14 protein-coding genes, 1 rRNA gene and 2 other annotated features are annotated in these 19,009 nt (G+C 36.0%); of the genes, 10 read left to right on the top strand and 5 right to left on the bottom strand.

Annotated features, from left to right (window positions below):
- Nucleotides 1-113: 113 nt before the first annotated feature.
- The 5 genes from BKP37_RS03690 to rrf all read left to right on the top strand — a co-directional run bounded on the left by BKP37_RS03690 (nucleotide 114) and on the right by rrf (nucleotide 6,362).
- A complete protein-coding gene (locus BKP37_RS03690; RefSeq protein WP_245712434.1) occupies nucleotides 114-404 on the top strand; it encodes an HIT family protein in 291 nt (96 codons plus the stop codon).
- 92 nt (nucleotides 405-496) lie between these two features.
- Entirely contained in the window at nucleotides 497-823 is a 327-nt protein-coding gene (locus BKP37_RS03685) for a nucleoside triphosphate pyrophosphohydrolase (protein WP_071308330.1), read from the top strand.
- Nucleotides 816-3,233 carry a DEAD/DEAH box helicase family protein gene (locus tag BKP37_RS03680; RefSeq protein ID WP_071308329.1) on the top strand — a complete coding sequence of 806 codons (2,418 nt, stop codon included), beginning with the start codon at nucleotides 816-818 and terminating at the stop codon, nucleotides 3,231-3,233. The genes BKP37_RS03685 and BKP37_RS03680 overlap by 8 nt, the downstream gene beginning before the upstream one ends.
- A gap of 20 nt (nucleotides 3,234-3,253) precedes the next feature.
- A complete protein-coding gene (locus BKP37_RS03675; protein ID WP_071308328.1) occupies nucleotides 3,254-3,655 on the top strand; it encodes a DUF2726 domain-containing protein in 402 nt (133 codons plus the stop codon).
- A 2,230-nt stretch (nucleotides 3,656-5,885) separates the two neighbouring features.
- Nucleotides 5,886-6,181 (top strand) — a sequence feature (16S ribosomal RNA rRNA prediction is too short).
- 65 nt (nucleotides 6,182-6,246) lie between these two features.
- Nucleotides 6,247-6,362: ribosomal RNA gene (gene rrf / locus BKP37_RS03670) — 5S ribosomal RNA — on the top strand.
- Nucleotides 6,363-6,830: 468 nt separating this feature from the next.
- Here the strand turns inward: rrf and BKP37_RS03665 are convergent.
- Nucleotides 6,831-7,790, bottom strand: a complete 960-nt coding sequence (locus tag BKP37_RS03665) for a YaaC family protein (RefSeq protein ID WP_071308327.1) — start codon at nucleotides 7,788-7,790, stop codon at nucleotides 6,831-6,833.
- Nucleotides 7,791-7,912: 122 nt separating this feature from the next.
- Between BKP37_RS03665 and guaB the strand changes: the two genes are divergently transcribed.
- From guaB to serS, 5 genes are all read left to right on the top strand, one after another.
- On the top strand, nucleotides 7,913-9,370 hold the full coding sequence (gene guaB, locus BKP37_RS03660) for an IMP dehydrogenase (protein ID WP_071308326.1): 1,458 nt from the start codon (nucleotides 7,913-7,915) through the stop codon (nucleotides 9,368-9,370).
- A 103-nt stretch (nucleotides 9,371-9,473) separates the two neighbouring features.
- Nucleotides 9,474-10,823 carry a D-alanyl-D-alanine carboxypeptidase family protein gene (locus BKP37_RS03655; RefSeq protein ID WP_071308325.1) on the top strand — a complete coding sequence of 450 codons (1,350 nt, stop codon included), beginning with the start codon at nucleotides 9,474-9,476 and terminating at the stop codon, nucleotides 10,821-10,823.
- A gap of 237 nt (nucleotides 10,824-11,060) precedes the next feature.
- A complete protein-coding gene (gene pdxS / locus BKP37_RS03650; RefSeq protein WP_071308324.1) occupies nucleotides 11,061-11,945 on the top strand; it encodes a pyridoxal 5'-phosphate synthase lyase subunit PdxS in 885 nt (294 codons plus the stop codon).
- Between the two features lie 154 nt (nucleotides 11,946-12,099).
- Nucleotides 12,100-12,693 (top strand): pyridoxal 5'-phosphate synthase glutaminase subunit PdxT, encoded by a 594-nt coding sequence (gene pdxT, locus BKP37_RS03645; RefSeq protein ID WP_071308323.1) that lies wholly within the window; start codon nucleotides 12,100-12,102, stop codon nucleotides 12,691-12,693.
- A 25-nt stretch (nucleotides 12,694-12,718) separates the two neighbouring features.
- Nucleotides 12,719-12,949, top strand: a binding site (T-box leader).
- An 82-nt stretch (nucleotides 12,950-13,031) separates the two neighbouring features.
- Nucleotides 13,032-14,306, top strand: coding sequence for a serine--tRNA ligase (gene serS / locus BKP37_RS03640; RefSeq protein WP_071308322.1), 1,275 nt, complete (start codon nucleotides 13,032-13,034; stop codon nucleotides 14,304-14,306).
- 492 nt (nucleotides 14,307-14,798) lie between these two features.
- On the opposite strand, the gene BKP37_RS03635 is transcribed toward serS, so the two are convergent.
- The 4 genes from BKP37_RS03635 to BKP37_RS03620 are packed head-to-tail and all read right to left on the bottom strand — an operon-like array spanning nucleotide 14,799 to nucleotide 18,657.
- The gene (locus BKP37_RS03635; RefSeq protein ID WP_071308321.1) at nucleotides 14,799-15,788 is read right to left on the bottom strand and encodes an ABC transporter ATP-binding protein; all 990 of its coding nucleotides are present in this window, start codon (nucleotides 15,786-15,788) and stop codon (nucleotides 14,799-14,801) included.
- The gene (locus BKP37_RS03630; RefSeq protein ID WP_071308320.1) at nucleotides 15,760-16,797 is read right to left on the bottom strand and encodes an ABC transporter ATP-binding protein; all 1,038 of its coding nucleotides are present in this window, start codon (nucleotides 16,795-16,797) and stop codon (nucleotides 15,760-15,762) included. The genes BKP37_RS03635 and BKP37_RS03630 overlap by 29 nt, the downstream gene beginning before the upstream one ends.
- A 30-nt stretch (nucleotides 16,798-16,827) precedes the next feature.
- Complete coding sequence (locus BKP37_RS03625) at nucleotides 16,828-17,772, bottom strand: ABC transporter permease (protein ID WP_071308319.1); 945 nt, start codon at nucleotides 17,770-17,772, stop codon at nucleotides 16,828-16,830.
- A gap of 18 nt (nucleotides 17,773-17,790) precedes the next feature.
- Nucleotides 17,791-18,657, bottom strand: coding sequence for an ABC transporter permease (locus tag BKP37_RS03620; protein WP_245712441.1), 867 nt, complete (start codon nucleotides 18,655-18,657; stop codon nucleotides 17,791-17,793).
- Nucleotides 18,658-19,009: the final 352 nt, after the last annotated feature.

Genomic DNA, 19,009 nt, shown 5'->3' with positions numbered 1-19,009 from the left:
GATGTTTAATTTCTTCCCACTTAGATTCGCTCTAGTTCCTTTTTCTATCTTGATTTTTGTTATATAATTCCAAAAGAGAGAATGATATATATTTTTACCTAAGGAGTTATGTAATGACGAAACCGTGCCCGTTTTGCCAACCAGAAAATATTGTATTAGAAAATGATCTAGCCTTTGTGATTTTTGACATATTCCCAGTCAACAAAGGCCATATGCTGATCATCCCTAAACGCCACATTAGTGATTTCTTTGATACAACAATAGAAGAAAGAGCAGCAATCAATCAGCTTTTAGAGGATGGGAAAGCCCTTTTAGAAGAGAAATATCACCCTGATGGCTACAACATCGGTATTAATTGCGGGGAAACGGCGGACAAACGATCTTCCATGTCCATGTTCATTTAATTCCGCGCTACGAAGGGGATATGGAAAATCCTCGTGGTGGCGTTCGTGGAGTCATTCCAGAAAAGAGAATGTATTAAAGAGGAGAAGAGAAAATGCCTACATACAAAAAATTAGTACGAGATAGGATTCCTGAAATCATTGGAAATGCAGGGAGAAAGTTTACAACTTCTATTTTAAATGAAGAACAATACATAACAGAATTGAAGAAAAAAAGTTTTGAAGAGCTTGAGGAGTATGTGAATACTACGAACAATGAAGATGCTTTAGAAGAACTAGCAGATGTACTTGAAATTATCCATGCATTAGCTGATTATCACGGTTCGTCGATCGATGAAGTAGAAAAAATTCGCGAGAGAAAAGCCGAAAAACGGGGTGGGTTTCAAGAAAAAATCTTTTTAATTGAGGTAGAGGATGACTAAGGCAGAGTTAATCACTGAAAGCCTAGTTAAACATCTTATTCGTGGAATGGAACAAGCCTCTAGTATTTGTATATTAACATCCTTTGTCATGAAATCAGGCTGTGAGTTGCTTCGGGAACCCTTACGAAAAGCAGCTGAAAGAGGAGCTGATATTAAGATTTGTACGGGTGACTATTTATTTATTACTCAACCAGAAGCATTAAAAACACTCACTACTATTCATGAAAAAATTGAAGTGCGACTCTGGAAAAGTAATGGTACATCGTTTCATCCGAAGGCTTATCTTTTTCAATTCGATAATGATGGACAATTAATTGTAGGTTCCTCAAACTTATCCCGGTCTGCTTTGACTACAGGAGTAGAGTGGAACGTTTCGCTCTCAGAGAGTCCACAAGTATACGATGATGCTCTCGATCAATTTACAAAGGTGATGTATCACGAGCAAACAATCGAAGTTAATAAAGAGACAATCAAATCGTACGAGGATCAGTACGAACAATTTCATCAAAAAAATCCGAGTCTTATTCGTACGTGGACAAAACAAGAAGAAATCGAACTGATGCTTCCTTCTAAAAAAGATGAAGAGCGGTCAAATGAGGTCATCAAAGAAGTGGCGAATCCATATGGAGAGGAAATCAAACCACGCTTTGCGCAAATTCCTGCCTTAGAGGAACTCGAAACAACGATAGAAGAAGGCTATAAAAGTGCGCTCGTTGTCATGGCAACCGGATTAGGAAAGACGTATTTAGCAGCTTTTTTTGCTAAGAGCTTTCAACGAATTCTTTTTATTGCTCATCGAGAAGAAATTTTACATCAGGCGAAACGTTCGTTTGAAGATGTGATGAAAGAGAAAACGTACGGGATTTATAATGGAAAACAAAAAGAGGGACAAGCAGATGTCGTTTTTGCATCTATTTTTACATTAAGTATGAAGCAGCATTTGGAGGTGTTTTCTTCAGATGAGTTTGATCTAATTATCGTCGATGAATTTCATCATGCAGCTGCAAACTCCTACAGTCGAGTGTTGGACTATTTTCATCCTCAGTTTTTACTTGGCATTACAGCAACTCCTGACCGAGATGATAATAAAGACGTTTATGCGTTGTGTGATGGGAACGTTGCGTTTCGCTTAGATTTTCTTGAAGCGATTCAACGACAATGGCTCGCACCATTTCATTACTACGGCATCTATGATGATACGGATTACCGTCAAATCACCTGGTTAGGCAATCGCTATGCCGAAGAAGAATTGCTGCAAGTGCAGCTCAGAGAAGAAATGGCCGAAAATATACTACAAGCATGGGAAAAACACAAGCAAACACGGACACTCGTTTTCTGTTCATCGATCAAACAAGCGGATTTCCTTGCTGATTATTTTCAACAAAAAGGCTACAAGACCATCAGTTTGCACTCAAGACAGGTGGAGGTCAGCCGTAAAAAAGCAATTGAATTACTAGATAGTGGAGAAATTGACGCGATCTTTACCGTGGATTTATTTAACGAAGGTGTTGATATCCCAGCTGTTGACACCCTTTTGTTTGTTCGACCAACAGAGTCATTAACCGTGTTTACTCAACAAATCGGGCGGGGCTTACGACTACATCGAGATAAAGACTACTGCGTGGTCATCGATTTAATTGGAAACTATCGACATGCCGATGTAAAACTAAGTGTTTTTGATACGTCCAACGATCCAAAGAAACCAAAACAATTTCAACCGAATGTTCCAGCTAACTGTGTATTGAATTTAGAAACAGAAGTCATCAATTTATTAGCTGAAATGGCAAAGAAACTTCAACCTAGAAAAGAAAAATTAAAGGACGCTTATTTTACGTTAAAACAAGAGTTAGGTAGAAGGCCTAGCTATTTAGAACTTCATTTAAAAGGTCAGTCAGAAAGCGTCCAATATAAACAAGAATTCAATTCTTATCTTGGCTTTTTATACTGGGCAGGCGAGCTAAGTGAACGAGAAAAAGAAGTGTTTAAACGATCCGAACCATGGTTCATTGAAGTAGAAAAAACAGGGATGGCTAAGAGCTACAAGATGGTCGTATTACTAGCCATGTTAACAAGAGGGGAAAGTAATTGGTATCAACCAATTACACCTGAAGAAACAGCCCCATTTTTTCACCACTACTTAACGGAAACCGAATATCGTAAAAAAATCGATTTCTCAGATAAAGAAACGAAACGGCTTTGGGATTACGATGAAGAAAAAGTCAGGAAGTTAATTGTCAAAATGCCAATGACAAAATGGAGTGGAAGTTCCAAAGGGTTAGTGACATTTGAAAATAACCGTTTTGGATTTAACTTTGATGTTGTTAAAGAAGACGAAGAGCTACTGTATAAGTGGACAAAGGAAATTTGTGAGTACCGGCTACACGTTCATTTTGAGAGGAAGAGCAAATAAAAAATTAAGGGGAGATTTTAATGTCTGCTAATAATCCTGGTTGTCTAGGAGCTATTTTGAAATTATTTGGTGTTAAATTTGAAAACAAAAATTTAAAAGAAGTGGCTTTTCCGTATGCAATGAGGGATGATTTCTTATCTCCCTCTGAGCTTTCTTTTTATAAAGTTTTAGGACAAGTCATTCCTAAAGATTTGATTATCTGTCCTAAAGTTTCACTAAAAGATATTTTCTTTGTTACAGACAAGGATAGAAGTAACCAAAGTAAGTATTTCAATAAAATAAGTCGAAAACACGTTGATTTTTTACTATGCTCAAGTGAAACAATGCAACCTGTATGTGGTATCGAGTTAGATGATTCTTCGCATGCTAGACATGATTCCAACAATGGAACAGATATAAATTTTTTTCTTTCTATTATATAATATAAAGAAAATAAGCTATGGTTTTTTTACTTGCTATTATAATAGTTCTGTGATAAATTATTAAGACTGTCACTTCGAAAGGTGTTACGCAGAACTTTTTTGAATTGGATTATCTAATAAAAATTCATAAAAGTATTGTGTAGAACGTGATGGTATGATATGATATTCCTTGTCGCTAAAAAGCGAAGAAGTTAAGTTGTTGTCTTGAAAAAAAGTTTTTTAAAAAAACTTGCGCAGAATTAAATGTTGTGATACAATAATTCTTGTCGCTAAAAACAACGGCGAAAAACAAATGATGGTTCTTTGAAAACTGAACACACAGCCAAGCGAATTAAAGAGATAGTAAATATCTCGTCAATGAATTTAAATTTTGAGCTTTATCAAACACTTTTATGGAGAGTTTGATCCTGGCTCAGGACGAACGCTGGCGGCGTGCCTAATACATGCAAGTCGAGCGAACTCAATTAAAGCTTGCTTTATGAGAGTTAGCGGCGGACGGGTGAGTAACACGTGGGCAACCTGCCCTGTAGACTGGGATAACTTCGGGAAACCGAAGCTAATACCGGATAATCTTTGGAGCCTCATGGTTCTAAAGTGAAAGTTGGGTTTACCTAACTTCGGGAAACCGAAGCTAATACCGGATAATCTTTGGAGCCTCATGGTTCTAAAGTGAAAGTTGGGTTTACCTAACCTTTGATAGTAGCTCATTACAAAAAAAGAAGCAGAAAGTAACACGGACTGCTGAAAAAGTCCAAATTTTTTTATCTGAAAAATAATATTCAAAAAACGAGCCTCTAGAATCGCTTCTAAGGCTCGTTTGAGGGTTAGGGCGACATTTTTGCCCCCCTATAATCATTCGTTTTTCAAAAACATTCACTTTTTCAGTGGCCTCAAAGTAACATTCCAATATTTGTATCCTTAGCCTGATGACATTGGGGATTAACTCCCCCTAAAGGTCCGATATAGAATAACTAACAATCAGTAGGGGATGAAGGAAAACCTCCACTGATTGAAGTTCAGCTGTATACTCATAATTGGATATAAATGTTATTCTGATGTTAGGAATAGGTTTGACTGAGAATTGTTTCAAATGAACCAAGTAGGTGGGTAATAGTATAGTAGTCGACTTTAAAGAGGGCCTTAATTCGTTTTTAATAATAAACGAGGGCATTGATTAACCGCAAAGATGTGGCTAGATACGGAAGAGGAGTTCATCGTAACCAGAATTAACAGAGCAAAAGGATGGCAGCCACTTATTCGAAGTGACTTTAAAAGATGATGAACAATCCATAAAAATTGAAGCTGAAAAAAACCCCTGAGCTCAAGCGTATGTTAAAAGAAAGCATGGAGCAGTACGAAAATGGACGGGGCATGACTACCACAAAGCTATTAAGATCACTTTCCAAAAAGGGCTTTATGTAATGTATGAGCGCCAAGTTATTTGGTCCCCTGCTGTTATGGAAAAACTTACTCTGTTTAGGAGTGAAAGATTTACACCTGAAGAAACATTTACTTTATCTCTCAGTTTATTTTAGAAACTGAAGATCTATTGTATAATATCACCAAATGGACAGAACCACCTTTTATTCACGTTTTACTTTTTTGGCTCTAAAGAGGATTGAATAATAAACAGAATTTTCAAATAACATTAATGCAATGCTAGTGATATGCTATGTGTAATTTTACTTGCTATTATAATAGTTCTATGATAGATTAATAAGACTGTTACTTCTGAAGTTGTTACGCAGAACTTTTTTGGATGCGATTATCTATTAATAAGTTCAAAAAAAGTATTGTGTAGAACGTGATGGTATGATATGTTATTCCTTGTCGCTAAAAAGCGAAGAAGTTAAGTTGTTGTCTTGAAAAAAAGTTTTTCAAATTAACTTGCGCGGAATTGAATGTTATGTTACAATAACTCTTGTCGCTAAAAAACAACGACGTAAATTTTAAAAAAAGATGGTTCTTTGAAAACTGAACACACAGCCAAGCGAATATGAAAGGCGGAAGACACCCGCTTATCAACGACAAGCGCTGGAAGGTCAACAAAAAGAAGTCGTGTTTTTTGACTTCGTTTGATGAACTGAAGCGTCTCGAGTTGATGGTGTCTGAAGCTAGACAAAAAAAGAGATACCATTATCTCGTCAATGTTTTATTTTGAGCTTTATCAAACACTTTTATGGAGAGTTTGATCCTGGCTCAGGACGAACGCTGGCGGCGTGCCTAATACATGCAAGTCGAGCGAACTCAATTAAAGCTTGCTTTATGAGAGTTAGCGGCGGACGGGTGAGTAACACGTGGGCAACCTGCCCTGTAGACTGGGATAACTTCGGGAAACCGAAGCTAATACCGGATAATCTTTGGAGCCTCATGGTTCTAAAGTGAAAGTTGGGTTTACCTAACACTACAGGATGGGCCCGCGTCGCATTAGCTAGTTGGTAAGGTAACGGCTTACCAAGGCGACGATGCGTAGCCGACCTGAGAGGGTGATCGGCCACACTGGGACAAATAAGAATTGAATTCACACTCAAGAATCTTAAATGTATGTTATCTAGTTTTGAAAGAATGATTTCTTTCAACTAAATATATTATCTAGTGGCGATAGCGAAGAGGTCACACTCGTTCCCATGCCGAACACGATCGTTAAGCTCTTTTGCGCCGATGGTAGTTAGGGGCTTCCCCTTGTGAGAGTAGGACGTTGCTAGGTAAGTTAAAGAACACATTCCAATGGAGTGTGTTCTTTTTGTTTTCGGAAATTGAGTATTTGCGTTAAGTGGTGCTGCATCTGCGTCTGTTAGTATCGCTTTGAAGTAAGCTTCCTCGATGCAAAGCAGCACGTAGTAAATTCAAAGAAGTATATTCATGAGGTAAACGAAGTCAGTAGCTTTTCTGCGTCTAAGAGTGTCGCTTCGCAGTGTGTTTCCTTGATGCAAAGCTGCATGCTGTTGAGCAAAGAGTAACAAGGTAACGCAAAGGAGCGATACGTGCCCAAAATTGCTGAGCAAAGATAAAAAAATAACAAAATCCTAAGCTAGATGCTCAAAAGAATACAATAAGGGCAACCTGTTCCGTTAGGTTAAACAAGTTGAGTGAATCCCTCAGCTGCTATCTAACATGGTGGTAAAGCGAGTTATTGCAAAAGAAATGCAACCCCATGGTAAAACAAATAAAGCTCTTAGTTATGCCTTTGAAACATTAAAGAGAGATAATAGGGAACCTTATTTTTTGTTACATCTAAAAATTCAGTGATAAAAGGTAAGTCATTAGAAGAGTATGTATGGAATAACTCGCCCCACCATTCGGTTTCATACCTGCAAATCATGCTTAAGTTGTATAAAATTAAATAATGAACTAGAACTTCTGGAATATTACAATTTAGTTTTCGTTTTATAGGTAGGTAATATTTTTGATTATAATAATTAAATTGAATAGGTGAACAGGTAATTGCGTTTAGTTTGTTTTTGGTTTTTATATATATTTTGTCTTTTTCTTCATGTAAATTGACTACCTTTAATGGAGTATGTTCGTTTAAATAATGGTTAAATCCATTTGCAGTTAAATGAAGAATATCAAGTACTTCGCTGCTTATAGAAACAGTATTGTCGTTATCTTTAACATTAGTTAATGGTATAGATATTTTTTCTTTTGTTATATTTTTAAAAATCGGGTGAAGTTCTGATATTTGCTTCATGAGATCATCCATATTAAATTTTTCACTTTCTAATTGTTTCATATGAAACAATTTGTCAGAAAAATGAGAAATTAGTCCGTTTTTTTGGATCTTTACCTCATCCATTAAAAACTCATATTGGCTTTTTTTTCTTTTTCTAGTTGTCACACCATGTGCAAGAACTTGTGTCGTTTCTGGGTAGTTTGGGTCAACCGTTAAAATTAAAGCTTTCATTAATTGAATCATGCCATAAAACAGTAACACCGGTTGTAATTCATACGGTGCAGTAATGGATTGGTCATAATATTTTTTCCCGTGCTGTATGTAGTAAATAAGGGTGTAACAATTTTGAAAAGCTAGCTTATCCGAATCAGGGAAATTTTGGTATCTATTTTTTAAGTATTGTTGCGTATGATTAGCTGAATAAAAAGAACGAAAGTAACTCCAAGGGCTAGAAATATTCATATAAAAAACCTCTTTTGAAATGTTAGAGTAGTGAGATCTATAATCTGTTCTTGACAGTAGTTTATCCAATTGATAAGCTACTAATAATATTTTAGTGAAATTAGCAGGAGGATGAAATTTGGATGTGGGAAAATAAGTTTGCTAAAGAAGGTTTAACGTTTGATGATGTATTACTAATACCGGCAAAATCAGAAGTACTTCCGAAAGATGTTTCTGTAAAGACAAGTCTTTCAAAATCTTTACACTTAAATATACCAGTTATAAGTGCAGGTATGGATACAGTAACAGAGGCTAAAATGGCTATCGCTATTGCAAGAGAAGGTGGAATAGGGATTATTCACAAAAATATGTCCATTGAAGCCCAAGCAGAGGAGGTTGACCGAGTTAAAAGATCAGAAAGTGGAGTAATTACAAATCCTTTTTCTTTAACTCCAGAACATCAAGTATTTGATGCAGAACACCTCATGGCCAAATACCGAATTTCAGGCGTTCCTATTGTAAACGATGAAATGAAGTTAGTAGGCATTCTTACGAATCGAGACCTACGTTTCATTGAAGATTACTCAATTACGATTGATACAGTAATGACAAAAGAACAACTAGTAACAGCACCTGTAGGGACAACTTTAAGAGAAGCAGAAAAAATTCTTCAAAAACATAAAATTGAAAAGTTACCATTAGTTGATGACGAAGGTGTACTTAAAGGGTTAATAACAATTAAAGATATTGAAAAAGTTATTCAGTTCCCTAACTCTGCTAAAGATTCACAAGGAAGGCTAATAGTTGGTGCCGCAGTTGGTGTCACAATTGACACAATGGAAAGAGTTAAAGCCTTAGTTGAAGCGGGAGTTGATGTTATTGTTATTGACACTGCTCACGGTCATTCAAGAGGGGTTTTAGAAAAAGTCAGAGAAGTTAGGGATGCTTACCCTGAGCTTAATATTATTGCAGGGAACGTGGCCACTGCAGAGGCTACAAAAGATTTAATTGAAGCTGGTGCTAATATAGTAAAAGTAGGGATTGGACCTGGTTCTATTTGTACAACACGTATTATTGCAGGAATTGGTGTCCCACAAATTACAGCTGTTTACGACTGTGCAACGGAAGCTAAGAAACATGGGGTACCTATTATAGCTGATGGTGGTTTAAAATACTCTGGAGACATCGTTAAGGCCCTTGCAGCTGGTGGACATGCTGTTATGCTAGGAAGTCTACTTGCAGGTGTATCTGAAAGCCCAGGAGATCGTGAAATTTACCAAGGTAGACAATTTAAAGTTTACCGCGGCATGGGATCTTTAGGTGCAATGGAAAAAGGAAGTAAAGATCGTTATTTCCAAGAAAATAACCAAAAGCTTGTACCAGAAGGAATTGAAGGACGAGTTCCTTATAAAGGACCATTAAACGATACAATTCACCAATTAGTAGGTGGTATTCGTGCGGGTATGGGATATTGCGGAACTCCTACATTAGAGGATTTAAGAGAAAACGGACAATTTATTCGTATTACAAACGCGGGCTTAAAGGAAAGCCATCCTCACGATGTACAAATTACAAAAGAAGCACCTAACTACTCACTATAAAATTAAAAAAAATTCCAATAGACAGGTACACCACCTGTCTATTTTTTTTATGCTAGATATGTTAAAATTACGTTTATGTGAAGTTGGAGAGGAGTCATTTATGATGGAGAAATATTATAAAAAGATTATAGCATTATCTTTTGTTATTCTATTTTTTATAACAAGTTTATCTTTTTCACCGAAAACAATACTAGCTAACTTTGATGTAGGTGTAAACTCAGCAATTTTAGTAGAGGGTAAAACTGGTAAGGTTTTGTATGAAAAAAATGCAGATATTGAATTAGGTATTGCAAGTATGAGTAAGATGATGACTGAGTACTTAATTTTAGAAGCAATTAGTGAACAAAGACTTAGATGGGATCAAAATGTACCGATCAGTCCATGGGTTGCAAGGCTCTCTCATGATGAGGCTGGTTCGAACGTGTTTTTAGAAGTTGATAGTTCTTATACTGTTAAAGACTTGTACGAAGCTGTAGCTATTGAATCTGCTAATGCTGCTACAATAGCACTTGCAGAGTTATTAGGTGGTAGTTATACAAGTTTTGTTCGGTTAATGAATGATAAAGCTGAAGAGCTTAATTTAGAAAAATTTAAATTTGTAAATTCAACTGGGTTACCAAACCGAATGTATAATGCAGAAAATCGTGCAGAAGGTACAACTTCAGAAGATGAAAATAGAATGTCTGCAAGAGACACTGCAAGATTAGCGTATCATTTAGTTAACGATTTTCCTGAACTATTAGAAACGTCGAAAATACCAATGAAAAATTTCCAAGGTAATATCGTAACCGACAAAACATGGATGCAGTGTAAAGAAGATTGGACTTGTATGAAAAACTGGAATGACATGCTTCCTGGTTTGCCAAACTTTTATGAAGGATTAGATGGATTAAAAACTGGATACACTGTTTTAGCTAAATATACATTTACAGGTACTGCCGAAAGAAGTGGAACCCGATTTATTTCTGTCGTTATGGGTGCAGAAAGTATCGAAATGAGGTTTATTGAAACAGCAAAACTAATGGATTATGGTTTTAATAACTTTGATAAATTAAATATGCAAGAGTCATTAGAGGTTTCGGTTGTAAAAGGTAAAGAAAAAGAGTTAATGGTTTCATCAGTCGAACCTTTAAGCTTTTTAATTAGACGTGGAGAAGAGGAACTTTATACTCCTTATTTTGAGTTAGATAGTAACTTACTTGATGAAGATGGCAATGTCATTGCTCCGATTGAAAAAGATCAAGTAATTGGTTGGTTATCATATGAATATAAAGGTGAAAATACCTTTTCATATTTGACTGAAGATGGATATACTAAAGAAAGAGTTCCTTTACTTGCTAATCATACAGTTGAAAAGGCAGGTTGGTTTTCTTTAACTATGAGATCAATTGGTGGCTTCTTTTCAGGTATTTGGACTAGTGTAGCAGATGGAGTAAAAGGGATCTTTTCTTAATATTAAAATATAACGCTTTGTAGCAACTTTTTTACTACAAAGCGTTATCATAAACCAAGTATAAACTTAATATTCACAATTATTAATTTTAAAAAAGTTGGATTAGTGTTAAAATAATTTAAATTGCATAGACTACAGTGTTGTATTTCTTTCATACTTTGGTAAAATAAAGTACAATATGTATAGTAAAGCAATAGAGATTATCAAGATTGTATATTTTGTTAGGAGGAATTACATATGGTTCAAACAGGTACAGATCGCGTAAAGCGTGGTATGGCTGAAATGCAAAAAGGTGGCGTTATCATGGATGTTGTTAACGCTGAACAAGCAAAAATCGCTCAAGAAGCTGGTGCAGTAGCGGTAATGGCTCTTGAAAGAGTGCCTTCAGATATTCGTGCAGCGGGCGGCGTCGCTCGTATGGCAGATCCAACAATTGTTGAAGAAGTTATGAATGCTGTCTCAATTCCAGTAATGGCTAAATGCCGTATTGGTCACATTGTAGAAGCAAAAATATTAGAATCTATGGGAGTAGACTACATTGACGAAAGTGAAGTTTTAACTCCTGCAGATGAAGTATATCATCTTTATAAGCGTGATTTTACAGTGCCATTTGTTTGTGGTGCTCGTGATATTGGGGAAGCTGCTAGACGTATTGGTGAAGGAGCTTCTATGATCCGTACAAAAGGTGAGCCTGGTACAGGTAATATTGTTGAAGCTGTAAGACATATGCGTATGATGCAGTCTCAAATTCGTAAAATTTTAACTATGTCTACGGATGAGCTAATGACAGAAGCTAAAAATACTGGTGCTCCATTTGAAATCTTACTTCAAATCAAAGAAAATGGTAAGTTGCCGGTAGTTAACTTTGCAGCTGGTGGAGTAGCAACTCCAGCAGACGCTGCATTAATGATGCAGTTAGGTGCAGACGGGGTATTTGTTGGTTCAGGTATCTTTAAATCGGACAACCCTGAGAAGTTTGCACGTGCTATCGTAGAAGCAACAACACATTATGAAGATTATGAATTGATTGCTAAGTTATCAAAAGGTCTTGGTACAGCGATGAAGGGAATTGAAATTTCAAGTTTACACCCTTCTGAGCGTATGCAAGAACGAGGTTGGTAATTTTTACCGTCAAACATAGAATTCGGAAAGGTGTCTAGCTTTAGTGCCTAAGCTTGAAACACAATAGTCATAATCTAAAGCTTTTGGCTTCAGAATAAATGTCTATTGTGTTTCAACAAGGTACTTACGCTTTTCAAGAAAGGGAGCATTAACAATGGTTAAAATAGGAGTACTAGCTCTACAAGGCGCCGTTCGTGAACACGTAAAGTTACTGCAAGCCCCTGGTGTGGAAGTTGTAGTTGTCAAAAAGGTAGAACAACTTGAAGAATTAGATGGGTTAGTTTTACCTGGTGGAGAAAGTACGACGATGCGACGTCTTATTGATAAATATGACTTTTTTGAGCCGTTAAAACAATTTGCTAAATCCGAAAAACCGGTATTTGGAACTTGTGCCGGCTTAATATTAATGGCTAAGCAATTAATTGGACAAAGTGAAGGGCATTTAGAAATTATTGATATGGAAGTTGAACGAAATGCTTTCGGGAGACAAAGGGAAAGTTTTGAAGCTGAATTAATGGTCAAAGGTATTGCTGATGATATTATGGCCGTTTTTATTCGTGCGCCTCTTATTAAGTCAGTTGGAGAAGATGTTGAAATACTTTCTAAATACAATGGTGAAATTGTCGCTGTAAGACAAGATCAGTTTTTAGCTTGTTCATTCCATCCAGAACTAACTGAAGACGCTCGTTTCCATCAATATTTTGTAGAGATTGTTAAAGAGACAAAGAATAAATGTTTAAACGTTTAAGCTTTGGTAAAAATAGATCTATATATTAAATGCTGAGAAGGGAAATAGTAACATTTGTAGCTACGATCAGAGAGTCGATGGTTGGTGAGAATCGATGTAGTACTTTTGTGAATCCATCCCAGAGTAGATTATTGAACGAAGATTTTTCTTCTATTAGATAAGTTCCGGTTCATCTTCCGTTAATAAGATGCTAAGAGGTTAAGGATAATGTCCTTAACAACTAGGGTGGCAACGCGGGTTAACTCTCGTCCCTTTTTTAAGGGATGGGAGTTTTTTATATGCTTATGAATTTCATAATCGATGTACATAAACTTTTTTAATATTTAGGAGGGATATACATGTTGGATGTAAAATTATTAAGAGCAAACTTTGACGAAGTAAAAAAGAAATTGGAAAATCGTGGCGAGAAAATTGCTGATTTAGATCGTTTTGGAGAGTTAGATGTTAAAAGGAGAGAAATTATTGGGGAAGGAGAACAGTTAAAAAGTAGAAGAAACTCTGTTTCTCAAGAAGTAGCAAAACTAAAGAGAGAAAAACAAGATGCTGACCATCTAATTAAAGAAATGAAGGAAGTATCAGATAAAGTGAAAGAGCTAGATGAGGATCTTCGAAAGGTAGAAGAAGAGTTAGAAGCTATTTTGCTTACAATACCTAATATTCCCCATGAAAGTGTTCCTGTGGGCTTAACTGAGGATGATAATGTTGAAGTTAGAAGTTGGGGGGGAGTACCAAGCTTTACTCATGAGGTAAAAGCTCACTGGGACCTTGCAACAAATTTAAATATTTTAGACTTTGAAAGAGCATCAAAAGTAACAGGAAGCCGTTTTGTATTTTATAAAGGTAAAGGTGCTAGGTTAGAAAGGGCTCTTATCAATTTTATGATGGATTTACACCAAGACGAGCATGGATATGAAGAAGTTCTTCCACCGTACTTAGTTAATCGTACAAGTATGACAGGTACTGGTCAACTTCCTAAATTTGAAGAGGATGCTTTTAAAATTCGTGAAGAAGATTATTTTTTAGTTCCTACTGCTGAAGTACCAGTAACAAATATGCACCGTGATGAAATTATTGATGGAGATACACTTCCTATTTCATACACTGCTTTTAGTGCTTGTTTTCGTTCAGAGGCAGGTTCAGCCGGTAGAGATACTAGAGGTTTAATACGTCAGCACCAATTTAATAAAGTAGAGCTAGTTAGGTTTGTAAAGCCAGAAGAGTCATATGAACAGTTAGAAATACTAACAAGTCATGCTGAGAAAGTACTTCAGCTTTTAAAACTTCCATACCGTGTAATGAGTATGTGTACAGGAGATTTAGGATTTACGGCTGCTAAGAAGTATGATATTGAAGTTTGGATTCCAAGCCAAGAAACTTATCGTGAAATCTCTTCTTGTAGTAATTTTGAGGACTTCCAAGCAAGACGAGCAAATATCCGTTTCCGTAGAGAAGCAAAAGGAAAGACGGAATTTGTACACACATTAAACGGATCTGGGTTAGCTGTAGGACGTACCGTTGCAGCAATTTTAGAGAATTACCAGCAAGAAGATGGAACAGTAGTTATTCCAGAAGTACTAGTTCCTTATATGGGTGGAGCAACAGTACTAAAATAATGATGTTGTTTGACATACATCGCTAGAAACTTGTTTTTATAACAAGTTTAACACTAAGAAGTAATAAAAATTACGATAAAGGCGTAGGGAATCTTAACTCCCTATGCCTTTATTAGTTAGCTTATGTACATGTATTGTGAAATAGGAACAAGATATACAAACTTGCCTTCTGCATGAATGTAAGTTATTTTTTCGCCCGAAAGACATTGTATGCGCCTGATATGAGCTTCTGATCGTTACGATATAATATACCTACCCCGCATCTTTTGTGCGAAATATGACACGTTTCTGCACGTTTTAGCAAAATGAGCGAGCAATACTAGCACCATCCGATTGACATTAATATAATTTAGACAAGAAAAGCGCAAGCGCCTTGGTCACGAGCGAAAGGCTGCTTGCGCTAGACAGTTTCCAAGTTAGAAATTCATAAATTCTGATACTGTAAATAAAACCTTGAGACACTGAAATATCTCAAGGTTTGAATGTTTCATATTATGATGTAAATTCTTCGATGTAATGACAAGCAGCTTGGTGCTCATCTGACATTTCATCAGTCGTTCTCAATACTGGATCTTCTTCTTTACACTTATCCGTTGCAAAAGGACAACGAGTGTGGAAACGACAGCCAGTTGGTGGGTTAATTGGAGATGGTACGTCACCTTCTAATATAATTCGTTCACTTTTATTATCAGGGTCTGGAACTGGAATTGCTGATAATAAAGCTCTAGTGTAAGGGTGCTTTGGGTTAGTAAAAAGTGATTTCTTATCGGCGATTTCAACAATTTTACCAAGATACATAACAATAATACGATCAGAAATGTGACGAACAACCCCAAGATCATGTGAAATAAATAAATAAGTTAATTTAAATTCTTTTTGAAGTCTTTTTAATAAGTTTATTACTTGAGCCTGAATGGATACATCAAGAGCAGATACAGCCTCATCACAAATAATTAACTTCGGGTCTACTGATAAAGCTCGAGCAATACCAATACGTTGTCTTTGTCCACCACTAAACTCGTGAGGGAAACGATCAATTTGGTGTGGACCAAGGCCTACAGTTTCCATTAACTCTAAAATTTTTTCAGTCCGTTCACTTTTTGGAACTACATTTTGAATCTCCATAGCTTCCTCTAGTACTTGTCTAACCGTTTGGCGTGGGTTAATAGAAGCATAAGGATCCTGGAAAATAATTTGTAAATCTTTACGCTTTTTGCGCATTTCATTTTTACTTAATGTTAATAGATTTATACCATCAAACTCAACTTGTCCAGATGTAGGTTCTTCAAGTCTTAAAATTGCACGGCCAGTTGTTGATTTACCACAGCCAGATTCACCAACGATACTTACTGTTTCACCTTCATATACTGTAAAATTGACTCCATCTACAGCTTTAACATGATTTACTGTACGACCTAATAAACCACCTTTAATCGGAAAATGCTGTTTTAAGTCAGTTACTTTTAAGAGCTCTTTTTTCATACTCTTTTTTCACCTCCTGATTACCATCCCATTCATTTGAATAGATCCAACAACGAACTTCGTTTTCTGAATCTAGTTTTTTAAGTTCAGGTAATTTTGCTTCACAAATAGCACTCGCATGTGGACAACGTGGGGCAAATCGGCACCCTTCAGGCATATTTGTAGGACTTGGTACTGATCCTTTAATAACTTCTAATTCACCTTCAACATCTACATCGTGACGTGGTAGTGAATTTAATAAACCAATTGTATAAGGATGAGTAGGTGAATGGAAAAGGGACTTCACATCTGCGTATTCGACTACTTTACCAGCATACATAACCGCAACATAGTCACAAGTTTCAGCAACAACACCTAAATCATGTGTAATCATTATGATAGACATACCTAATTCATTTTGAAGTTTCTTCATTAGTTCTAAGATTTGAGCTTGAATTGTTACATCTAATGCCGTAGTAGGCTCGTCAGCAATTAATAGTTCTGGATTACAAGCTAGGGCAATAGCTATCATAACCCGCTGTCTCATACCACCAGATAATTCATAAGGATATTGCTTGACTCGTTGTTCCGGTGAAGGTATACCAACAAATTTCAACATTTCAACTGCTTTTTTTAATGCTTCTTTCTTACCAAGACCTTGGTGAATTCGAAAAGATTCTGCAATTTGATCACCAACAGTATATACAGGATTTAAAGAAGTCATTGGTTCTTGGAAAATCATTGAGATTTTATTGCCACGTATTTTACGCATTTGGGCTTCAGTCAAATTTAATAGGTCCTCTCCTTTAAAAAGGATTTCCCCACCTACAATTTTACCAGGGTTTTGAATAAGACGAAGAATCGAAAGTGATGTAATACTTTTTCCTGAACCAGATTCACCTACGATACCTAAAGTTTTTCCTTTTGGAACAGTGAAGTTTACACCGTTTACAGCCTTAACTTCTCCAGCATCTGTATAAAACGAAGTTCGTAAATCACGAACTTCAATAATTGTTTCATTATTACTCATAGTAACTCACACCCTTTGTTTAGGTTGTTTTTAATCTAAATCAACACGTTTATTCAAGTAACGATATGAAATATCGACAATTAAGTTAACTAGTACGAAAAGTAAAGAAATTATTAAAACAGCACCCTGTACAACTGGGAAGTCACGTGCACGAATTGCATCGATAATAAGTCGTCCCATACCATTAATAGAAAATACTGTTTCTGTTAATACTGTTCCACCAAGTAAAGAACCAAATTGTAAACCAACGATAGTAACAACAGGAATTAAAGCATTTTTTAGGGCGTGACGGTAAATAATTACACGTTCTTTCACACCTTTTGCTCTAGCTGTTCGAATATAGTCTTGTCCAATAACTTCAAGCATGCTTGAACGGGTCATACGAGCAATGATTGCTGCACCACCAGTACCTAAAGTAATGACTGGGAGAACGTTTTGTTGCCATGAACCCCAACCAGATGGAGAAAACCAACTTGTATCAAATGGTATCCAACTGATATTACCGATAGAAAACCATTGTATTAACATAAGCCCAAGCCAGAAGTTTGGCATTGATAGACCGAATAAAGCTACAATCATAATGGAGACATCTGTGAAAGTATAATGTCTTGTTGCTGAGATAATTCCAGCGAATAAACCAATAAAAATACTTAAAATCGTACTATATACGGCAAGCTCTACAGTGATCCAAAAGCGTCCTTTAATTTCATCCATTACAGGACGACCGTTTCTTACAGAGCTCCCTAAGTCACCTTGTACTGCATTTCCTATATATTTAAAATATTGAACTGGTAATGGATCATTTAATCCTAATCTCTCTCTCATTTGTTCAACTTGTTGTTCTGAAGCACTCTCACCGGCGATAATTTGTGCAGGGTCACCAGGAATGAGGTGCATAAGCATAAATACAAGAACAGTAACACCAATGAGTACAGGAATCGTTTGAATAATCCGTCTAATTATAAATGTAAACAATTTTAGTGCACCTCTCTTCTAGTTTTTCATTTTCGGATCTAGTGCGTCTCTTAAGCCATCGCCAAAGATATTAAATGCTAATACAACGATAACAATAGCCAGACCTGGGAATAAAGCAACATGTGGAGCGTCAAACATATAACTACGTCCAGCACTTAACATTGCTCCCCATTCAGGTGTTGGTGGTTGAGCACCCATTCCTAAAAATGATAAACCACTTGCAGTTAAAATCGCTGAAGCCATATAAAGACTAGATTGTACTATTATAGGGGATAAAACATTTGGGAGGATATGCTTGAAAATAATCCTTCCATCACTTGCACCAAGTGCTTTTACTGCATCGATATACTCTAGTTTTTTCACTGCTAATGTTGAACCACGTACAATCCTCGCAAAAGATGGTATAGCAAATATACCAACGGCAATAATAACATTAGTTAAACTTCCACCAAGTACACTTACTATAGCTAATGCTAAAAGTATTCCTGGGAAAGCAAGCAATACGTCCATTGTCCTCATAATAACAGCGTCAATTCTTTTACCGTAGTAACCGGAAATTAAACCAAGAAACACTCCGACAACGGTTCCAATTGCTACTGAAGAGAAACCAATAAATAACGTAATCGACATTCCATGGATAATTCGACTAAAGATATCTCTACCATGGTGATCTGTACCAAACCAATGCTCGGCTGAAGGAGCTGATAATTTGTTCATATGATTTTGTTCGGTTCCGTCATAAGGAACAAAGAATGGACCAATAAGAGCTATTATTATAAAAAGTAATATTAGAATTCCACCAACCGTAGCAGCCCTGTTTTTTCTTAATTTCTTAAAAAAAGTTTTCCAGCTTTCCAACCTAGGATTAGATGGAGAGTTCTGCATAAATGAATTCTTGTCTGTTTGTTCAATCATAGAATACTTCACCCTCTCTAAATTTTAAATATTCGACATAATTTGCATCATAGCTACACAAGAAATAATTATATCACTTATTTGTTATATTACAATGTTAAAAAATACTATACTAAAATTGCTTTTTTAGTTAGAGGGATAACTAAGTTTACTGATTTTTATAATTATTCAGCACTTGCTGAAATTTCTAAAAACTCTAGTTATACCATGGGAATTTGTCGATATTAAAATAGGAAGAAAATAATTATTTTAACTGTTATTAATATTATATTTGCTTTTTTGAGAAAATTAAGTTATATTCATTTTAGTTTTTAAAAATAGT

Source organism: Anaerobacillus alkalilacustris (assembly GCF_001866005.1).
GTDB lineage: Bacteria > Bacillota > Bacilli > Bacillales > Anaerobacillaceae > Anaerobacillus > Anaerobacillus alkalilacustris.
This window is presented reverse-complemented; position numbering and strand designations above follow the sequence as displayed.

Bases quoted from the DNA above. Each gene is read 5' to 3' on its own strand.
- BKP37_RS03690 (WP_245712434.1), top strand. From the start codon at position 114: ATGACGAAACCGTGCCCGTTTTGCCAACCAGAAAATATTGTATTAGAA.
- BKP37_RS03685 (WP_071308330.1), top strand. From the start codon at position 497: ATGCCTACATACAAAAAATTAGTACGAGATAGGATTCCTGAAATCATT.
- BKP37_RS03680 (WP_071308329.1), top strand. From the start codon at position 816: ATGACTAAGGCAGAGTTAATCACTGAAAGCCTAGTTAAACATCTTATT.
- BKP37_RS03675 (WP_071308328.1), top strand. From the start codon at position 3,254: ATGTCTGCTAATAATCCTGGTTGTCTAGGAGCTATTTTGAAATTATTT.
- BKP37_RS03665 (WP_071308327.1), bottom strand. From the start codon at position 7,790: ATGAATATTTCTAGCCCTTGGAGTTACTTTCGTTCTTTTTATTCAGCT.
- guaB (WP_071308326.1), top strand. From the start codon at position 7,913: ATGTGGGAAAATAAGTTTGCTAAAGAAGGTTTAACGTTTGATGATGTA.
- BKP37_RS03655 (WP_071308325.1), top strand. From the start codon at position 9,474: ATGGAGAAATATTATAAAAAGATTATAGCATTATCTTTTGTTATTCTA.
- pdxS (WP_071308324.1), top strand. From the start codon at position 11,061: ATGGTTCAAACAGGTACAGATCGCGTAAAGCGTGGTATGGCTGAAATG.
- pdxT (WP_071308323.1), top strand. From the start codon at position 12,100: ATGGTTAAAATAGGAGTACTAGCTCTACAAGGCGCCGTTCGTGAACAC.
- serS (WP_071308322.1), top strand. From the start codon at position 13,032: ATGTTGGATGTAAAATTATTAAGAGCAAACTTTGACGAAGTAAAAAAG.
- BKP37_RS03635 (WP_071308321.1), bottom strand. From the start codon at position 15,788: ATGAAAAAAGAGCTCTTAAAAGTAACTGACTTAAAACAGCATTTTCCG.
- BKP37_RS03630 (WP_071308320.1), bottom strand. From the start codon at position 16,797: ATGAGTAATAATGAAACAATTATTGAAGTTCGTGATTTACGAACTTCG.
- BKP37_RS03620 (WP_245712441.1), bottom strand. From the start codon at position 18,657: ATGCAGAACTCTCCATCTAATCCTAGGTTGGAAAGCTGGAAAACTTTT.